This is a genomic window from Mucilaginibacter sp., from assembly GCF_039925265.1.
Lineage (GTDB): Bacteria > Bacteroidota > Bacteroidia > Sphingobacteriales > Sphingobacteriaceae > Mucilaginibacter.
In genome coordinates this window covers 1-16,637 of the sequence record NZ_JBDSZG010000023.1, presented here as the reverse complement: position 1 = coordinate 16,637, position 16,637 = coordinate 1, and the positions used below count along the sequence as shown (strand labels likewise).

General features: G+C 46.2%; 16 protein-coding genes. 15 read left to right on the top strand and 1 reads right to left on the bottom strand.

Features of this window, described 5'->3' with window-relative positions:
* Positions 1 to 5 precede the first annotated feature (5 nt).
* The 4 genes from atpC to ABIX36_RS11330 all read left to right on the top strand — a co-directional run bounded on the left by atpC (position 6) and on the right by ABIX36_RS11330 (position 1,707).
* Positions 6 to 254: an ATP synthase F1 subunit epsilon gene (gene atpC, locus ABIX36_RS11345; RefSeq protein WP_128531870.1), complete on the top strand. Its 249-nt coding sequence runs from the start codon at positions 6 to 8 to the stop codon at positions 252 to 254.
* 108 nt (positions 255 to 362) lie between these two features.
* Complete coding sequence (locus ABIX36_RS11340) at positions 363 to 602, top strand: hypothetical protein (protein ID WP_348082277.1); 240 nt, start codon at positions 363 to 365, stop codon at positions 600 to 602.
* A complete protein-coding gene (locus tag ABIX36_RS11335) occupies positions 602 to 892 on the top strand; it encodes a type II toxin-antitoxin system RelE/ParE family toxin (RefSeq protein WP_348082276.1) in 291 nt (96 codons plus the stop codon). The genes ABIX36_RS11340 and ABIX36_RS11335 overlap by 1 nt, the downstream gene beginning before the upstream one ends.
* 119 nt (positions 893 to 1,011) lie before the next feature.
* On the top strand, positions 1,012 to 1,707 hold the full coding sequence (locus ABIX36_RS11330; RefSeq protein ID WP_348082275.1) for a DUF1080 domain-containing protein: 696 nt from the start codon (positions 1,012 to 1,014) through the stop codon (positions 1,705 to 1,707).
* 86 nt (positions 1,708 to 1,793) lie between these two features.
* On the opposite strand, the gene ABIX36_RS11325 is transcribed toward ABIX36_RS11330, so the two are convergent.
* On the bottom strand, positions 1,794 to 2,720 hold the full coding sequence (locus ABIX36_RS11325; protein ID WP_348082274.1) for a DUF6263 family protein: 927 nt from the start codon (positions 2,718 to 2,720) through the stop codon (positions 1,794 to 1,796).
* 561 nt (positions 2,721 to 3,281) lie between these two features.
* Here ABIX36_RS11325 and ilvD point away from each other — a divergent pair.
* From ilvD to ilvA, 11 genes are all read left to right on the top strand, one after another.
* Positions 3,282 to 4,994 (top strand): dihydroxy-acid dehydratase, encoded by a 1,713-nt coding sequence (gene ilvD, locus ABIX36_RS11320; RefSeq protein WP_348082273.1) that lies wholly within the window; start codon positions 3,282 to 3,284, stop codon positions 4,992 to 4,994.
* A gap of 76 nt (positions 4,995 to 5,070) precedes the next feature.
* Complete coding sequence (gene ilvB, locus ABIX36_RS11315; RefSeq protein ID WP_348082272.1) at positions 5,071 to 6,825, top strand: biosynthetic-type acetolactate synthase large subunit; 1,755 nt, start codon at positions 5,071 to 5,073, stop codon at positions 6,823 to 6,825.
* A gap of 43 nt (positions 6,826 to 6,868) precedes the next feature.
* Complete coding sequence (gene ilvN / locus ABIX36_RS11310; RefSeq protein WP_348082271.1) at positions 6,869 to 7,474, top strand: acetolactate synthase small subunit; 606 nt, start codon at positions 6,869 to 6,871, stop codon at positions 7,472 to 7,474.
* Positions 7,475 to 7,663: 189 nt separating this feature from the next.
* On the top strand, positions 7,664 to 8,722 hold the full coding sequence (gene ilvC, locus ABIX36_RS11305) for a ketol-acid reductoisomerase (protein ID WP_128531876.1): 1,059 nt from the start codon (positions 7,664 to 7,666) through the stop codon (positions 8,720 to 8,722).
* A 90-nt stretch (positions 8,723 to 8,812) separates the two neighbouring features.
* Complete coding sequence (gene leuC, locus ABIX36_RS11300) at positions 8,813 to 10,228, top strand: 3-isopropylmalate dehydratase large subunit (protein ID WP_348082270.1); 1,416 nt, start codon at positions 8,813 to 8,815, stop codon at positions 10,226 to 10,228.
* Between the two features lie 109 nt (positions 10,229 to 10,337).
* A complete protein-coding gene (leuD, locus tag ABIX36_RS11295) occupies positions 10,338 to 10,925 on the top strand; it encodes a 3-isopropylmalate dehydratase small subunit (RefSeq protein ID WP_348082269.1) in 588 nt (195 codons plus the stop codon).
* A 73-nt stretch (positions 10,926 to 10,998) separates the two neighbouring features.
* Positions 10,999 to 11,790 (top strand): methyltransferase domain-containing protein, encoded by a 792-nt coding sequence (locus ABIX36_RS11290; RefSeq protein WP_348082268.1) that lies wholly within the window; start codon positions 10,999 to 11,001, stop codon positions 11,788 to 11,790.
* Positions 11,791 to 11,835: 45 nt separating this feature from the next.
* Positions 11,836 to 12,906 (top strand): 3-isopropylmalate dehydrogenase, encoded by a 1,071-nt coding sequence (leuB, locus tag ABIX36_RS11285; RefSeq protein WP_348082267.1) that lies wholly within the window; start codon positions 11,836 to 11,838, stop codon positions 12,904 to 12,906.
* Between the two features lie 62 nt (positions 12,907 to 12,968).
* On the top strand, positions 12,969 to 13,727 hold the full coding sequence (locus tag ABIX36_RS11280) for a methyltransferase domain-containing protein (protein ID WP_348082266.1): 759 nt from the start codon (positions 12,969 to 12,971) through the stop codon (positions 13,725 to 13,727).
* 184 nt (positions 13,728 to 13,911) lie between these two features.
* A complete protein-coding gene (locus ABIX36_RS11275; RefSeq protein WP_348082265.1) occupies positions 13,912 to 15,078 on the top strand; it encodes a 2-isopropylmalate synthase in 1,167 nt (388 codons plus the stop codon).
* A gap of 5 nt (positions 15,079 to 15,083) precedes the next feature.
* Positions 15,084 to 16,334, top strand: coding sequence for a threonine ammonia-lyase IlvA (gene ilvA / locus ABIX36_RS11270; protein WP_348082264.1), 1,251 nt, complete (start codon positions 15,084 to 15,086; stop codon positions 16,332 to 16,334).
* Positions 16,335 to 16,637 lie beyond the last annotated feature (303 nt).

Here is a 16,637-nt window from a genome sequence, read left to right as displayed (position 1 = left end):
AAGCAATGACATTAGAAATTCTTACTCCTGATAAAAAAGTATTCGAAGGCGAGGCTACCTCGGTAACCCTACCCGGTACTTTAGGGTTTTTAGAGATCCTGAACAACCACGCCCCTATCATCTCTACCCTGAATGATGGCAAGCTAACCGTAAGGGATGGCGGTAAAGAAGATATCTTTTTTATTAAAGGCGGTGTAGTAGAAGCTTTAAACAACAAAGTAACCGTACTGGCAGAAGGCATTACCCATAAGTAATCGTTTTTTGTATTGATATTGAAAAGGCTCCCGACGTATGTCGGAAGCCTTTTTTTTGTTGTTGGAGTATCGGTGTTAAAACTATAAATTTGTATATAAGCGTAAAGTATGACTACATTGAACATGCGGCAAAAATTAATGAGCTATTTGGCAGATGCTGATGATAGTAAAATTAAGGCTATTTACACGCTGCTAGCTCCTAATATTGATAAAGAAAGTGAGTTCAAGTTAACAGATGAGCAGTTTGCTATATTGGAGAAAGAGCGCGAGATGCACCTAAGTGGCGAAACAAAATCTTATTCACGACAGGAAACTTTTGAGATAATACGCGGGCAGCGTAGTTTTTGATGTACCAAATAACCACAAAGCCCCGGGCTGCTAAAATGGCTAAAGAGGCCTATGACTGGTATGAAGAACAACAAATTGGCTTGGGTGAACTCTTTCTGAAAGAATTAGCTTATTGTTACGACAGAATAGAAGCATGGCCGACAGCTTATGCCAAAATAAAAAAGAATTACCGCCAGGTTATTTTCAGTAAATTCCCCTATGTAGTTGTTTTTGAGGTTATAAAAAGAGATGTGATTGTTTATGCTGTCTTTCATACCAGTAGAAGCGTTCGCAAAAAATTCAAGAAATAGTATTGCTGGTAAACGAAGCTTGGCATCAATGTTTTTTCACCCGATCAAAAACAATCACCCATTGCTTTTTTACTGTCATTAATACATATATTAGCGGTATAAACCTCATTAACAACATCATGTGCAATTACCCTAAACAAAGTTTGCTAAGCAAACTTTCCGCTATTGTATTTTTCTTATCCGTGTGTGCTACTACTACTGCATTTGCGCAACGCGATACCAGTGAGCTAAAAGTAACCTTGCCAGCAGCAGGTAAAATGATAAATGGTAAACCGGCAGGCAAAGGCTGGGTAAACTTGTTAGATACCACTGCACTCAACTTAGAAAAGCAATACTGGCAGCTAAACAACGGTATACTGCATGGCGATTGCAATAATCAAAATCAACATCATTACAGCTACACTAAAAAGGTTTATACAGATTTTGAATTGAACGTAATGATTAAAATGACCGGAGACGAGGCCAACTCGGGCGTGTGCATTCGTATTCATCCTACCGATTTTGATAACGCGCCGGGTTACCAGGTAGATATGGGCAAAGGTTACTGGGGCTCGTTATGGGAAGAAAGGCGCGCGAGCATGGTACAAAAATATCCCGAGGAACTTTCTGCAAAACTGGTAAAAGCGGGAGATTGGAATCATTACTACATCATCGCCAAAGGGCATCATATTGAAGCATGGCTAAACGGCGTAAAAACGATAGACATTATTCACGCTGGCGGCTTTTTAGATGGCAATATTGGCATCCAGCTTTGCCATGGGCAAAAGCATACTATTGTTGACGTAAAAGCAATGTACGTACGGGAGCTAAAGTAAAATCTAATCGTCTTTCCAAAACCCACCGGCCCTTAGCAATATTCCTGCAAATGCCGGTGGGTAATATTTTCAATTCAATATAAAAGCTACAAATTATCGCCCTTTAAAACAGCTGTTATAACCATAGGGTACGTTATCCCTCCCGGTATTTTTGGAGAATCTTTTAGCTGAACGGTTCCTTTTATATTCTTGGCAACATTGGTATCTATTATCCAGCCTGTTTTCCTGTCTAATTTTAGTTTAACAACGGCAGTTCCGGTTATATTAAGCATCCGCATCATAAAGCCGGCAGACTGTTTATAAGTAGGCGGTTTAGTTTTATCGGATGCGAGGATGGCATGGCCGCTTATAAAATAGGCATCTGCAGTTATGTTATCCAGGGTATAAACCATTTTGGTTGTGATAACAGCCGCGGGGGCATCCAGCGTAGTATTGGTGGCCCATGTACCTTTAATTGCAATTTCGGCTTTTGGGAAAATTACAAAAGCATCCTGCAAATTTGTCCGGATGGATTTCTCTCCAAAGGATTGTTCCATCTGTGTTTTAAGCTGAGCACGTTGCTCTGGCGTAGCATTAGGGACCGCCGCGGAAATGCCGGCGTAAACGGTGTCGATATTTTTGATGGCCAGCACCCTTCCGCTTTTACTTATAAACATAGAGAATGGCTTATCCATCATGGTGTTCATGATCTTCGACATCGGGTTGGCCTCGTCAGCTTTGCTGTTGAATTCAATAACCTGTCCGTTTGCCTCCACATGCATACCAAGGCTTTTAAATTCGGTCTGCAATTCGTAAACAGTATCTTTTATAGCAACTACTTTGTGCGACATGCGGCCGGTTATAACCGTTTTTACATCCTGATGCGCCGCGTTAATAAACTGGTCGATATCCAGGCTTGCGTTGGTGCCCAAATAATAAGTGCTATCCATTTGCAGGTTAAGCTGCAGTTTTACCTTTTGAGCGTAGCTGTTTATACCGATGAACAGCAGGGATAAGGTTAGGTATTTTTTCATGTATATGGTTTGTTATAAAGGTAAAGATGCATATAGTTTTTAACAGAGGGAACAACAAAAAGAATTTTGCAAACACTAATATTGGCCGTGTGGTTTAGAAATAACTTTTATTACATTTGGGCTCAGTTTTCACCAAAACAGCAACATGAATAATTTAAACAATAACATAACTATAGTGGCGCAAGTCATTATTCGTAGATAGAACTTTTTATACTGATATAGAGAGCCTGGTCAGTATTGCCCGGGCTTTTTTTATGACAATTTTTTCGGGGCTGAGTGCCATTTCAGGCAGAATTTCGCAAACTTGTTATGCATGCATAAAAAACATACCAAATACCGTTTTAAACTTTGGTATAAGGTGTTAAAAATTATATTCTTTGTTTGTTATATTTAACAAATTTTAATTCTGATAAATTAGATTATAAAATATAATATTCTTTTTGAAAATATTTTTTTAAGTTGTTGTTATTCGCGGTAGCTATATCTAACTTACAGAAACAGATTATCACCTAATCATCTATCAACAAATTTAGCGTTTACGTTGATCGTAAAATATAAAAAATGAGTTCATCATCAGATACTACAGCGGCTATAGAATTAAACAAGTATAGCAAAACCTTTACGCAGGACCCAACACAGCCGGCCGCACAGGCCATGCTTTACGGGATTGGCCTTACCGACGATGATATGCGCAAAGCGCAGGTTGGCGTGGCAAGTATGGGTTACGATGGCAATACCTGCAACATGCACCTGAACGATTTGGCCAAGTTGGTTAAACAAGGTGTGTGGAACGAAGATATGGTTGGGCTGATATTCCATACCATTGGCGTGAGCGATGGTATGAGCAACGGTACCGAAGGGATGCGCTACTCCTTAGTGAGCCGCGATATTATTGCCGATTCTATAGAGGCTGTTACCGGCGCACAATATTACGACGGTTTAATAACCCTGCCTGGCTGCGATAAAAACATGCCAGGCTCCATTATGGCAATGGGCCGTTTAAACCGCCCGTCTATCATGGTATACGGTGGTACTATTAAACCCGGTCACTGGAAAGGTGAAGACCTGAACATTGTATCGGCATTTGAGGCTTTGGGTAAAAAAATGGCCGGCACCATTACGCCTGAGGATTTCCTGGGGGTGATAAAAAACGCCTGTCCAAGCGCGGGCGCCTGCGGCGGTGTTTATACTGCCAATACCATGGCAGCCGCTATAGAGGCTTTGGGCATGAGCTTACCTTACTCATCATCAAACCCGGCATTAAGCGAAGAGAAAAAAGCCGAATGCCTTGCAGCAGGCGCGGCTATTAAAATATTATTAGAGAAAGACATTAAACCGTCGGACATCATGACCCGCGAAGCATTTGAGAATGCCATGGTGGTGATTATGGTGTTAGGCGGATCTACCAACGCGGTTTTGCACATGATAGCCATGGGCAAAAGCGTAGGCGTAAAAGTAACGCAGGACGATTTCCAAACCGTAAGTAACCGCATCCCGGTGTTGGCCGATATGAAGCCAAGCGGTAAATACATGATGGAAGACCTGCACAACGTTGGCGGTGTGCCCGCAGTAATGAAATACTGTTTGGCCCAAGGCTGGCTGCATGGCGATTGCCTTACCGTTACCGGTAAAACCATAGCTGAGAACTTAGCAGATGTACCTGCATTGGATTTTGATGTGCAAAAAATTATATGGCCGGTAGAAAGCCCGGTTAAAGCTACAGGTCACTTACAGATCCTATACGGCAATATTGCCGAAGGCGGTAGCGTAGCCAAGATCAGCGGTAAAGAGGGAACTCATTTTGAAGGCCCTGCCCGCGTGTTCGATGGTGAGTTTGAATTGATAGCAGGCATCCAAAGCGGTCGCGTGCAAAAAGGTGATGTAGTGGTTATCCGAAACGTTGGCCCTAAGGGCGCACCCGGTATGCCGGAGATGCTGAAACCAACCTCGGCCATCTTTGGCGCAGGTTTGGGAAGTTCGGTGGCTTTAATTACCGACGGACGTTTTAGCGGCGGTACACATGGTTTCGTAGTAGGCCACATCACCCCCGAAGCTTTTGACGGCGGCGCGATCGCTTTAATTAAGGACGAGGACAAGATCATTATTGATGCAACAACCAACAGGATCAACGTCATCCTGTCCGACGAAGAAATGGCCGCACGTAAGGCAGCCTGGCAGCAACCGGCGCTTAAGGTTAGCAAAGGTTTACTATACCGCTATGCAAAAACCGTTACATCGGCAGCAGAAGGTTGCGTAACAGATGAGATGCCATAAGGGATTAAAGACAAAGAGAATAAAGACAGAGGAATAATAAAGTCGGTAAAACAACACCGGTGTAATCAATATAACAATGGAAGTACAAACAATCACACAGGAAATCGGTGAAATCACAGCAGAATCGGTGAAATCACAAGCCGTAGAAGTTTCAGGGTCGGTAGCTTTATTAGAGGCATTGATCGTGGAAGGTGTGGAAACCATTTTTGGTTACCCCGGCGGCGCTATCATGCCTATTTATGATGCCCTTTACGATTATAAAGAAAAATTAAACCATATCCTGGTTCGCCACGAGCAAGGCGGCATCCACGCAGGCCAGGGTTACGCACGTACCTCGGGTAAGGTTGGTGTGGTGTTTGCCACCAGCGGACCGGGTGCTACTAACTTAGTTACCGGCCTGGCCGATGCACAGATAGACAGCACGCCATTGGTTTGTATCACCGGGCAGGTTTTCGCGCACCTTTTAGGTACCGATGCTTTCCAGGAAACAGACGTGATCAACATCACCACCCCGGTTACCAAATGGAACTACCAGGTAACCGATGCTACCGAGATCCCCGAAGTTATTGCCAAGGCATTCTACATTGCCAAAAGCGGTCGCCCGGGTCCGGTTTTAATTGATATTACCAAGAACGCGCAGATCCAAAAATTCAACTACGAAGGCTACATAAAATGTAACCACATCCGTAGCTACAGGCCAAAACCTATCGTTCGCCACCAATATATCCAGGAGGCTGCCGAGCTCATTAACAGCGCCAAAAAACCATTCATCATTTGGGGACAAGGTGTAATATTAGGCAGTGCCGAGCAGGAATTTAAAGCATTTGTAGAAAAAAGCGGGATCCCCGCGGCATGGACCGTACTTGGTGCAGGCGCTATCCCAACAGATCACCCGCAAAACGTTGGTATGCTGGGCATGCATGGTAACTACGGGCCAAACGTATTGACCAACGATTGCGATGTATTGATCGCGATAGGTATGCGCTTTGACGACCGTGTAACCGGCCGCCTGGATAAATACGCTAAACAGGCAAAGGTGGTACATTTAGACATCGACCCGGCCGAGATCGACAAGAACGTAAAATCAACCGTACCTGTTTGGGGCGATTGTAAAGAAACCCTGCCATTGCTTACCGCTTTGGTGGAAGAAAAACAACATACCGGCTGGCTTGCAACCTTTAACGAATACACCGCGAAAGAAGTTGAGGCGGTAATTCATAAAGAACTTAACCCCGAAAGTGGCGAAATGACCATGGGCGAGGTGATCAAACAACTAAACGAGATCACTAAAGGTGATGCCGTTATTGTTACCGACGTTGGCCAGCACCAGATGGTGGCCTGCCGTTACGCCAAACTGAACAAAACCCGCAGCAACGTTACCAGCGGTGGTTTGGGTACCATGGGCTTTGCATTGCCTGCTGCGATAGGCGCAAAATTTGGCGCGCAGGACCGTGATGTTGTCGCGATCATAGGCGATGGCGGTTTCCAGATGACCTTGCAGGAATTGGGTACCATTATGCAAAGCAAAGTTGATGTAAAGATCATCATCCTCAACAACCGTTTCCTGGGTATGGTGCGCCAATGGCAGGAGCTGTTTAACGCGCGCCGCTACTCTTTCGTAGATATCCAAAGCCCCGATTTTGTAATGGTGGCCAAAGGCTACGGCATCAATGGTAAATCAATTTCAGAACGCGAGGAACTTATTCCAACATTAAACGAAATGATGGCGCACAAAGGCGCTTACCTGTTAGAAGTAATGGTTACCAAAGAGAACAACGTATTCCCGATGGTGCCGCAAGGATGCAGCGTTAGCGAGATCAGATTAAAATAACAGCCCCCTAACCCCCTGAAGGGGGAATTTAAAAGACAGCAACATGGAAACCATAGATAACGAAAAGCAGGAATTTAACATAACGGTTTATACGGAGAACCAAATAGGTTTATTAAACCGTATTGCCATCATATTTACCCGCCGTAAGATCAATATCGACAGCCTGAACACGTCTCCGTCGGAGATTGAGAGCATTCACCGTTTCAACATCGTGATCACAGAATCTGAAGATGTAGTGCGCAAGCTTACCCGCCAGATTGAAAAACAGGTTGAAGTACTAAAAGTATACTACCACACCAACGAGGATGTGGTTTGGCAGGAAATGGCGCTGTATAAAATGAGCACCGATGTTATTGCCGAAAAAGTTAGCGTAGAGCGTTTGCTGCGCGAGAATGGTGCCCGCGCGGTAGTGATCCGTAAAGATTACACCGTGTTTGAAACCACCGGCCACCGCGAAGAAACCGATGCGCTCATCAAAATTCTGCAGCCATACGGCTTGATAGAGTTTGTACGCAGCGCACGTGTTGCCATCATCAAAAAAAGCGACGGCTTCAACAGCAAGCTCCGCGAGTTTGAAAGGCTTGAACCAGGCGAGGACGTCATAGAAAACGAATATTTGAATAAGGGGCAAAAAGTGTTTACGATGTAGTAAACACGTGCGTCATTGCGAGGCACGAAGCAATCTCCCGATTTGCATATCAGCTATGCATAGTTCTGAGATTGCTTCGTACCTCGCAATGACGGGACGAAAAAATAGAAACAGTTATAAATCACAATAAAACAAACACATCGGTGCAATCATAAATGCCGGTGTAATTAAGCAAAAACAATAAAAACAATGGCAAAACTAAATTTCGGCGGTAGTGAAGAAAATGTAGTAACCCGCGAAGAGTTCCCTTTATCAAAAGCTCAGGACGTATTAAAAGACGAAGTTGTAGCAGTAATTGGCTACGGTGTTCAAGGTCCGGGCCAGGCGCTCAATCAAAAAGACAATGGTATCAACGTAATTGTTGGCCAGCGTAAAAATTCAAAAACATGGGATAAAGCCATTGCTGATGGTTTTGTACCCGGCGAAACCCTTTTTGAAATTGAAGAAGCCTTAGAAAGAGGAACCGTAATTTGCTATTTATTGAGCGATGCTGCACAGATAGCCGTATGGCCAACCGTTAAAAAACACTTAACTCCGGGCAAAGCATTATACTTTTCTCACGGTTTCGGTATCACTTTTAACGAGCAAACCGGCATCATCCCTCCTGCTGATGTGGATGTATTTTTGGTTGCTCCAAAAGGATCTGGTACTTCATTGCGCCGTATGTTCTTACAGGGCCGTGGCTTAAACTCAAGCTACGCTATCTTCCAGGACGCTACAGGCAGAGCTTTCGAGCGCGTTATCGCCTTAGGTATTGCTGTTGGTAGCGGTTACCTGTTCGAAACAGATTTCCGTAAAGAGGTATTCAGCGATCTAACCGGCGAGCGTGGTACACTAATGGGTTGTATTCAGGGCATTTTTGCTGCACAGTACGAAGTATTGCGTGCTAACGGCCACTCACCTTCCGAGTCGTTTAACGAAACAGTAGAAGAATTAACCCAATCGTTAATGCCGTTAGTTGCAGAAAACGGTATGGACTGGATGTACGCCAACTGTTCAACCACTGCACAACGTGGTGCTTTAGACTGGTGGAAAAAATTCCGCGATGCTACTAAACCGGTATTTGAAGACCTGTACAAAAGCGTTGCTACCGGTGTTGAATCACAAAAATCTATCGATAGCAACAGTAAAGATGATTACCGCGAGAAATTGGATGCTGAATTAGCAGAATTACGCGAAAGCGAATTATGGCAAGCCGGCAAAACTGTACGCAGTTTACGCCCCGAGAACCAGGCTGTAGAAGCATAGTGAAGTTTAAAGTCGAAAGTATAAAGTGGAAGGTTAACAAGCCGCTTTATACTTTTGACTTTTAACTTTTGACTTTCAACTTTAAAAAACATGGGACAGACATTATTCGACAAAATTTGGGATGCGCACGTCGTCAGTAGCAACGAGGGTTTCCCGGATATTTTATACATCGATACACATTTCATACACGAGGTAACCAGCCCGCAGGCATTTGATGGTTTGCGCGCAAGAGGGTTACCAGTTTTCAGGCCAAAACAAACCGTTGCCACGGCCGATCACAACGTCCCCACCTGGGACCAGCACCTCCCCATTAAAGAAGAACTTTCCCGCTACCAGGTTGATATGCTCACCAAAAACTGTGCGGAGTTCGGCATCGAACTTTACGGTTTAGGGCATCCATTCCAGGGTATCGTCCATGTTATAGGCCCCGAGCTGGGTATCACCCGTCCGGGCGGCACTTACGTTTGCGGCGACAGCCATACCTCTACCCATGGCGCTTTTGGCGCTATTGCGTTCGGTATAGGCACCTCGCAGGTAGAGCAAGTAATGGCTACCCAATGTTTGCTGCAATCGCGCCCAAAAAGGATGAAGATTGAAGTGAACGGCAAACTGCAAAACGGCGTTGGCGCTAAGGACATCATCCTGTACATCATCGCACAAATTTCGGCAGCAGGCGGTACAGGCTACGCGGTAGAATATGCCGGCGATACCATCCGTAGTTTAAGCATGGAAGGCCGCATGACCATCTGTAACATGAGCATCGAAATGGGTGCACGTTGCGGATTGATAGCGCCCGACGAAACCACTATTAATTATGTAAAAGGCCGCGAATTTGCCCCTAAGGGCGAAGCGTGGGACGAGGCAGTAGCTTACTGGAAAACTTTGTATTCTGATGAAGATGCAGATTTCGACAGCGTATTAAGCTTTAAAGCCGAAGATATTGAGCCGATGATCACCTACGGAACCAACCCGGGGATGGGCATAGGCGTTACACAGCACGTACCCGAAACTGCCTCCTTTGAGCAGAAAGAACAGGGTTCGTACAAAAAAGCCCTCGATTACATGGGCCTGCACGATGATGAGCAATTGTTAGGCAAACCTATCGATTACGTGTTTATCGGCAGCTGCACCAACTCGCGCATAGAAGACCTGCGCCAGGTGGCTGAATTTGTAAAAGGCAAACACAAAGCCGATAACGTTACCGTATGGGTAGTGCCCGGCTCCAAACAAGTACAGGAACAAGCCATCCGCGAAGGGTTAGACAAAATATTCGACGCAGCAGGTTTCCCGCTGCGCGAACCGGGTTGCAGCGCATGCCTGGGCATGAACGAGGACAAGATCCCCGCAGGTAAGTACTGCGTATCCACCTCCAACCGCAACTTCGAAGGCAGGCAGGGGCCAAACTCCCGCACGTTTTTAGCGAGTCCGCTAACGGCGGCAGCAAGCGCGATAACGGGGGTGGTGACGGATATCCGCCAGTTTCTAAAGGAAGAGGAATTGGCATAATTAAACAGGCGTCATTGCGAGGCACGAAGCAATCTCCCGATTTGCATATCGGTTATGCACAGCTTAGAGATTGCTTCGTACCTCGCAATGACGGTAAGGAAAAAAGAATATGGCAACCAAAATATTTAAACACATACAAACCAGCGTAGTGCCGCTGCCTATCGAGAACATCGATACGGATCAGATAATACCCGCAAGGTTTTTAAAGGCCACTACCCGCGATGGTTTTGGCAATAACCTGTTTAGGGATTGGCGCTATGATAACGACGGCAACCCAAAAACGGATTTCGTTTTAAACGAGCCGATTTACAGTGGCAAGATACTGGTTGCCGGCAAAAACTTCGGTTGCGGCAGCAGCCGTGAGCATGCTGCATGGGCCATTGCCGATTATGGCTTTGATGCCGTAGTGAGCAGCTTTTTTGCCGATATTTTTAAAGGCAATGCATTAAACAATGGTTTACTGCCGGTACAGGTGAGCGAAGATTTCCTGGCGAAATTATTTGCAGCCGTTTTTGCTGATCCTAACGCGGTGATAGAAATAGACCTGGTAGACCAGTTCATAAAAATTGTAGCCACCGGAGAAACAGAAAGTTTTGAGGTTAACCCCTACAAAAAAGCCTGCATGACCAACGGTTACGACGACATTGACTACATCCTCAGCAAAAAAGAACTGATAGCGGAATTTGAAGGAAAATAGTGAGTGGTGAATAGAGAATGGTGAGTAGGTAAATCACCAACATCCACCAATGAACAAATGAACCAGTGAACTAATGAACAAAGAGATTAAGAGAGAAGGCAAAGGCACCGCCAAACTATTCGATGAGCGTAGTTTGGAAGTTGATTATACCACCCTGCCCCCACTGCTGCAACCGGGCTGGAAAGTGCTGGATGTGGGCTGCGGAACAGGCGCTATCTCTAAAGGCATTGCTTTGGCAGTTGGCTCAACGGGGCATGTAACGGGCATAGACAACACGGCCTATTTTATTGAAAGCGGCAAGGAGACTTATGCTGCTATCGATAACCTGGAACTGATCCATACCGATCTGTTTGCTTACGACCCGACCGAAAAGTTCGACCTGATCACATCGGCGAGAACGCTGCAATGGTTAAGCAACCCGCAGGAAGCGGTGGTAAAATTCAAATCGATGCTGAAACCGGGTGGAATATTATCCGTATTGGATTATAACCACGAGGCATTGGAATGGAAGCCTCAACCGCCGGCAAGTATGCTGAAGTTTTACGCTACCTTTTTAAGATGGCGCGGCGATGCGGGGATGAACAACCACATTGCCGAAGACCTGCCTGAGTATTTTACAGAGGCCGGATTAACATCGGTTGAAATACTGGAAGCCAACGAAGTCTACAAAAAAGGCGATGCAAATTTCGCGCACAAGGTGGGCATCTGGTCGTCGGTAGCGCAGATGACGCAGATGGTGGATGAAGGCTACATCAGTAATGAAGACCGCCTGCAAGCCATCGAAGAATATAATAACTGGATTGAAACCGACGCGGAACTGATGATCATGAAATTGAACGAAGTCCGCGGCGTAAATAAATTATAAAATCAAAAAAAGTTCCCCCTTCAGGGGGTTAGGGGGCAAGAGCTTATGCAAAAACACATACTAGTAATACCCGGTGATGGCATCGGCCCCGAGGTTACCACCTGGGGAAAGGCCGTTTTAGAGAAAATTGCCGCCAATTTTGGTCACGAGTTTACCTTCGACGAGGCGCTGATGGGCCACGCGGGTATCGAGGCTACCGGCAACCCGCTGCCCGATGAAACACTGGAGAAAGCAAAAGCAAGCGATGCTATCCTCTTCGGTGCTATTGGCCATATCAAATATGATAATGATCCTTCTGCCAAGGTTCGTCCGGAGCAGGGTTTGTTGAAGATCCGCAAGGAACTTGGTTTGTACGCCAACCTGCGCCCTATTATGCTTTTTGATGAGTTGCTGGATGCATCAAGCCTAAAGCCGGAGATACTGAAAGGTACAGATATCCTGTTCTTCCGCGAACTGACCGGCGACGTTTACTTCGGCGAGAAAAAACGCAGTGAAGACCGCAACACCGCGTCCGACCTGATGATCTACAGCCGTTACGAGGTGGAACGCATTGCCATAAAAGCTTACGAAGCTGCCATGGTGCGCGGTAAAAAACTATGCTCGGTAGATAAAGCTAATGTACTGGAGTCATCACGCCTTTGGCGCGAGGTAGTACAGGACATGGCCAAAAAATACCCGGAAGTAGAAACCGAGCACATGTTTATTGATAATGCTGCCATGCAGTTGGTTAAAAACCCTAAAAAGTTTGATGTGGTGCTAACCGCTAACCTGTTCGGTGATATCCTTACTGATGAGGCCTCGCAAATTGCAGGTTCCATGGGGATGCTGGCATCTGCATCTATTGGCGATGGCACTGGCTTTTTTGAGCCTATCCACGGTTCGGCACATGATATTACCGGGCAGGACAAAGCAAATCCGCTGGCCTCCATCCTATCGGTAGCCCTGATGCTGGAGATCAGTTTCGGACTGAAGGATGAAGCAAAAGCCATTACCGACGCGATAGACAAAACATTAAAAGCAGGCTACCGCACCGGTGATATCGCTGATGCCAATACCGATAAAAGTAAAATATTAGGCACAATAGCCATGGGACAAAAAGTGTTGAGCTACTTGTAAATGTGCAGATGTGCAGACGAAAAGCCCAATGAACTAATGAACCATTGAACAAATGAACTAACATGAAGTGGAACGCAGAATTATACGACGATAAGCACGCCTTTGTATTTCAATACGGAGAGAATGTGTTGGAATTATTGGGGATGAAACCCGATGAGCGGATCCTCGATCTGGGTTGCGGCACCGGCTATTTAACCAGCCAGATCCAGCAAAAAGGCGCGAAAGTTACGGGCATTGATGCTTCACCGGATATGATAGCCAAAGCAAAGGCTACTTACCCGGAGGTTGATTTTTTTGTGAAGGATGGTACCGATTTTCATTTTGATGAGAAATTTGACGCCGTATTCTCCAACGCCACGCTGCACTGGATAAAGAATGCCGATGCGGCCATTAAATGCGTTTACGATGCCCTTAAACCCGGCGGCCGCTTTGTGGCGGAAATGGGCGGTAAAGGCAATGTGCAGCAACTGATAGCGGCAACCCGCCAGGTACTGCGCAAGCACGGCTACAAACGCCAGGCCGAAACCGAAGTTTGGTATTTCCCTTCACTGGGCGATTATACCAGCCGACTGGAAGCACAAGGTTTCCGAGTTGCCTTCGCTTCGCATTTCGACCGTAAAACACCGCTGCAGGATGGCGACGAAGGCGTGGCCAAATGGATAACCATGTTTGCCCCGCTGTACCTATTAGGCATCCCGCAAAGCGAAAAACAAGAACTATTAAAAGAAATAACCGCCCTATTGGAACCCGTTTATAACGAAAACGGCCAATGGTACGCCGATTATAAAAGATTAAGATTTATAGCTGTGAAAGAGATTTGAGTATTGAGATGTGAGACGCTCGCTCCGTTACTTAAAATGATTGATAAAAAGAAGAAACCTGATGAAGGGTATGAGTCTCAAATCTCATATCTAACATTTAAATGAAACACCGATGAAAGATAGAGGACTCGGGCTTTGCAAAAAGTCTCAAATCTCAAATCTAACATCTCAAATCTAAAATACTATGTTACACGATCCCAACCGCGTTTATGTTTTTGATACCACGCTTCGCGATGGCGAACAGGTACCGGGCTGCCAGCTGACAACCCCTGAGAAGATCGATATAGCCCGCGAACTGGAAATACTGGGCGTGGATATTATTGAAGCAGGTTTTCCGGTATCGAGTCCGGGCGATTTTATGAGCGTTGTGGAAATTTCCAAAGCTGTAAAAGAGCCTACCGTTTGCGCGCTTACCCGTGCCAACAGAATGGATATTGATGTAGCGGTAGAATCGCTTAAATACGCCAAACATCCGCGCATCCATACCGGGATCGGCTCGTCGGACATGCACATCAAGCATAAATTCAACAGCACCCGCGAGGAGATCCTGGAGCGTGCCGTTGAAGCCGTTAAATACGCCAAAAAATCGGTTGAGGATATTGAGTTTTATGCCGAAGACGCTGGTCGTGCCGATGTGGTATACTTAGCCCAAATGATTGAGGCGGTTATTGCTGCCGGTGCCACCGTGGTGAACATCCCAGATACCAACGGCTACTGCCTGCCGGATCAGTACGGTGCCAAGATCAAATACCTGAAAGAGAACGTTAAGAATATTGATAAGGCCATCATATCGGTGCATTGCCATAACGACCTTGGTTTGGCAACCGCCAACTCCATCGCCGGTTTACAGAACGGTGCCCGCCAGATAGAAGGTACCATCAACGGCATTGGCGAACGCGCGGGTAATACCGCTATAGAAGAGGTGGTGATGATCCTGAAAACGCATGCAACACTTGGCCTGCATACCAATATCAACAGTCGTAATTTTTACGAGATGAGCCGCATGATCAGTAGCCAGATGCGGATGCCGGTTCAGCCGAATAAGGCTATCGTGGGTGGCAACGCTTTCGCGCATAGCTCGGGCATTCACCAGGATGGCTTTTTGAAGAACCGTGAGAACTACGAGATTATTAGGCCCGAAGATGTTGGCTTCCCCAGCGCCAGCATTGTGCTAACCGCACGCAGTGGCCGCCACGCCCTTAAATTCCATTTGGAACGACTTGGGCATAAGCTGGATAAAGACGAGCTGTACGACGCATATAAACGCTTTTTAACGCTTGCAGATGTAAAGCTGGACATCAACGATGATGACCTGCAGCAACTGATGGCCTTTAAGCTGGTAAAGAACTAAGAACAATGGACACAGTGACGGAATATCACCTCGATTTTGAAGCGGCGTACGAGCGGCTGAAAGGCGTGGTAAAACATACGCCTTTAGAACATAACGCCCGCCTTTCTGAAAAATACGAGTGCGAGATATATTTAAAACGGGAAGACCTGCAGATCGTTCGTTCCTATAAATTAAGGGGCGCTTACAACATGATCAGCAGGTTGAATACCGAACAGCTGAGCCGCGGCGTAGTTTGCGCCAGCGCGGGTAATCATGCGCAGGGTGTAGCTTTCTCCTGCAAAAAACTGGGTACCAAAGGCGTAATTTTTATGCCCGAAATTACCCCCAAACAAAAAGTAAAACAGACAGAAATGTTTGGCAACGGCAACGTGGAGCTAATTTTGGTTGGCGATACTTTTGACGATTGCCTGCGTGAGGCCCTGATCTACACCGAGGCCCACGGCATGACGTTTATCCCCCCTTTTGATAACGAGCAAATTATTGAAGGGCAGGGAACCGTTGGCGTAGAGATATTTGAAGACCTCCCCGAGGTTGAAGTGGTAATTATGCCCGTTGGCGGGGGCGGCTTGTCAGCAGGTGCAGGGACATACCTAAAGCAGCAAAACCCGGATGTTTTACTGATAGGTGTTGAACCCGAGGGTGCCCCATCCATGTGGACCGCTATTGAAAAAGGAGAACCCGTAACCCTAAAAACCATAGACCGGTTTGTAGACGGTGCAGCTGTAAAACGTGTTGGCGAAAAAACCTTTCTGCTGTGCCGTGATGTTTTGGATGATATGCTCACCGTGCCCGAAGGCAAGGTTTGTACCACCATACTAAAGCTTTACAACGAAGATGCCATTGTGGTAGAACCCGCAGGCGCACTATCCGTAACAGCCCTGGATTCGGTTAAAGACCAAATAAAAGGCAAGAATGTGGTTTGCGTGATCAGCGGCGGCAACAACGATATCGACCGGATGCAGGAGATCAAAGAGAAATCGCTGCTTTACGAAGGTTTAAAGCATTACTTCATCGTGCGCTTTCCGCAGCGCCCGGGTGCTTTGAAATTATTTGTGAACAACGTATTAGGCCCAGGCGATGATATCACCCGCTTTGAGTTCATCAAGAAAAACTCTAAAGAGAACGGCCCCGCCCTGGTTGGCATCGAACTAAAAAACGCCGCCGATTACCCGGCATTGATACAACGCATGGAAGAACACCGCTTCGAAGTGATCGAGATCAACAAGGACGCTACGCTGTTTGAGTATTTGGTGTAGTATTATTTAACCACAATATTTTGTAGAGACGCGATACTTCGCGTCTTTTTTTGTTTTAGCCCCACGCAATCGCTCGGCTCCAGCCGAGTGATGCCTCTTAGGCGGCGTCCCCGCCGCAGGGGTAGGTGGCCATAGCTAATAATTAGTTGCCACTTGGCAGAACTGAGCGGCGGCATGTGACCCGTCCTGAAATAACTATACACTAAAAAAAGGTGTATGAAAATAGAGGATGAAGATTTAATAAGATCGGGTCGGCTCTTCGCAGGGGTTCATTTCCCGAAGGGTTTACGGGAAGAGCTGATC

Excerpts from the sequence above, each read along its gene's own strand:
- atpC (WP_128531870.1), top strand. The coding sequence starts at position 6 with ATGACATTAGAAATTCTTACTCCTGATAAAAAAGTATTCGAAGGCGAG.
- ABIX36_RS11340 (WP_348082277.1), top strand. The coding sequence starts at position 363 with ATGACTACATTGAACATGCGGCAAAAATTAATGAGCTATTTGGCAGAT.
- ABIX36_RS11335 (WP_348082276.1), top strand. The coding sequence starts at position 602 with ATGTACCAAATAACCACAAAGCCCCGGGCTGCTAAAATGGCTAAAGAG.
- ABIX36_RS11330 (WP_348082275.1), top strand. The coding sequence starts at position 1,012 with ATGTGCAATTACCCTAAACAAAGTTTGCTAAGCAAACTTTCCGCTATT.
- ABIX36_RS11325 (WP_348082274.1), bottom strand. The coding sequence starts at position 2,720 with ATGAAAAAATACCTAACCTTATCCCTGCTGTTCATCGGTATAAACAGC.
- ilvD (WP_348082273.1), top strand. The coding sequence starts at position 3,282 with ATGAGTTCATCATCAGATACTACAGCGGCTATAGAATTAAACAAGTAT.
- ilvB (WP_348082272.1), top strand. The coding sequence starts at position 5,071 with ATGGAAGTACAAACAATCACACAGGAAATCGGTGAAATCACAGCAGAA.
- ilvN (WP_348082271.1), top strand. The coding sequence starts at position 6,869 with ATGGAAACCATAGATAACGAAAAGCAGGAATTTAACATAACGGTTTAT.
- ilvC (WP_128531876.1), top strand. The coding sequence starts at position 7,664 with ATGGCAAAACTAAATTTCGGCGGTAGTGAAGAAAATGTAGTAACCCGC.
- leuC (WP_348082270.1), top strand. The coding sequence starts at position 8,813 with ATGGGACAGACATTATTCGACAAAATTTGGGATGCGCACGTCGTCAGT.
- leuD (WP_348082269.1), top strand. The coding sequence starts at position 10,338 with ATGGCAACCAAAATATTTAAACACATACAAACCAGCGTAGTGCCGCTG.
- ABIX36_RS11290 (WP_348082268.1), top strand. The coding sequence starts at position 10,999 with ATGAACAAAGAGATTAAGAGAGAAGGCAAAGGCACCGCCAAACTATTC.
- leuB (WP_348082267.1), top strand. The coding sequence starts at position 11,836 with ATGCAAAAACACATACTAGTAATACCCGGTGATGGCATCGGCCCCGAG.
- ABIX36_RS11280 (WP_348082266.1), top strand. The coding sequence starts at position 12,969 with ATGAAGTGGAACGCAGAATTATACGACGATAAGCACGCCTTTGTATTT.
- ABIX36_RS11275 (WP_348082265.1), top strand. The coding sequence starts at position 13,912 with ATGTTACACGATCCCAACCGCGTTTATGTTTTTGATACCACGCTTCGC.
- ilvA (WP_348082264.1), top strand. The coding sequence starts at position 15,084 with ATGGACACAGTGACGGAATATCACCTCGATTTTGAAGCGGCGTACGAG.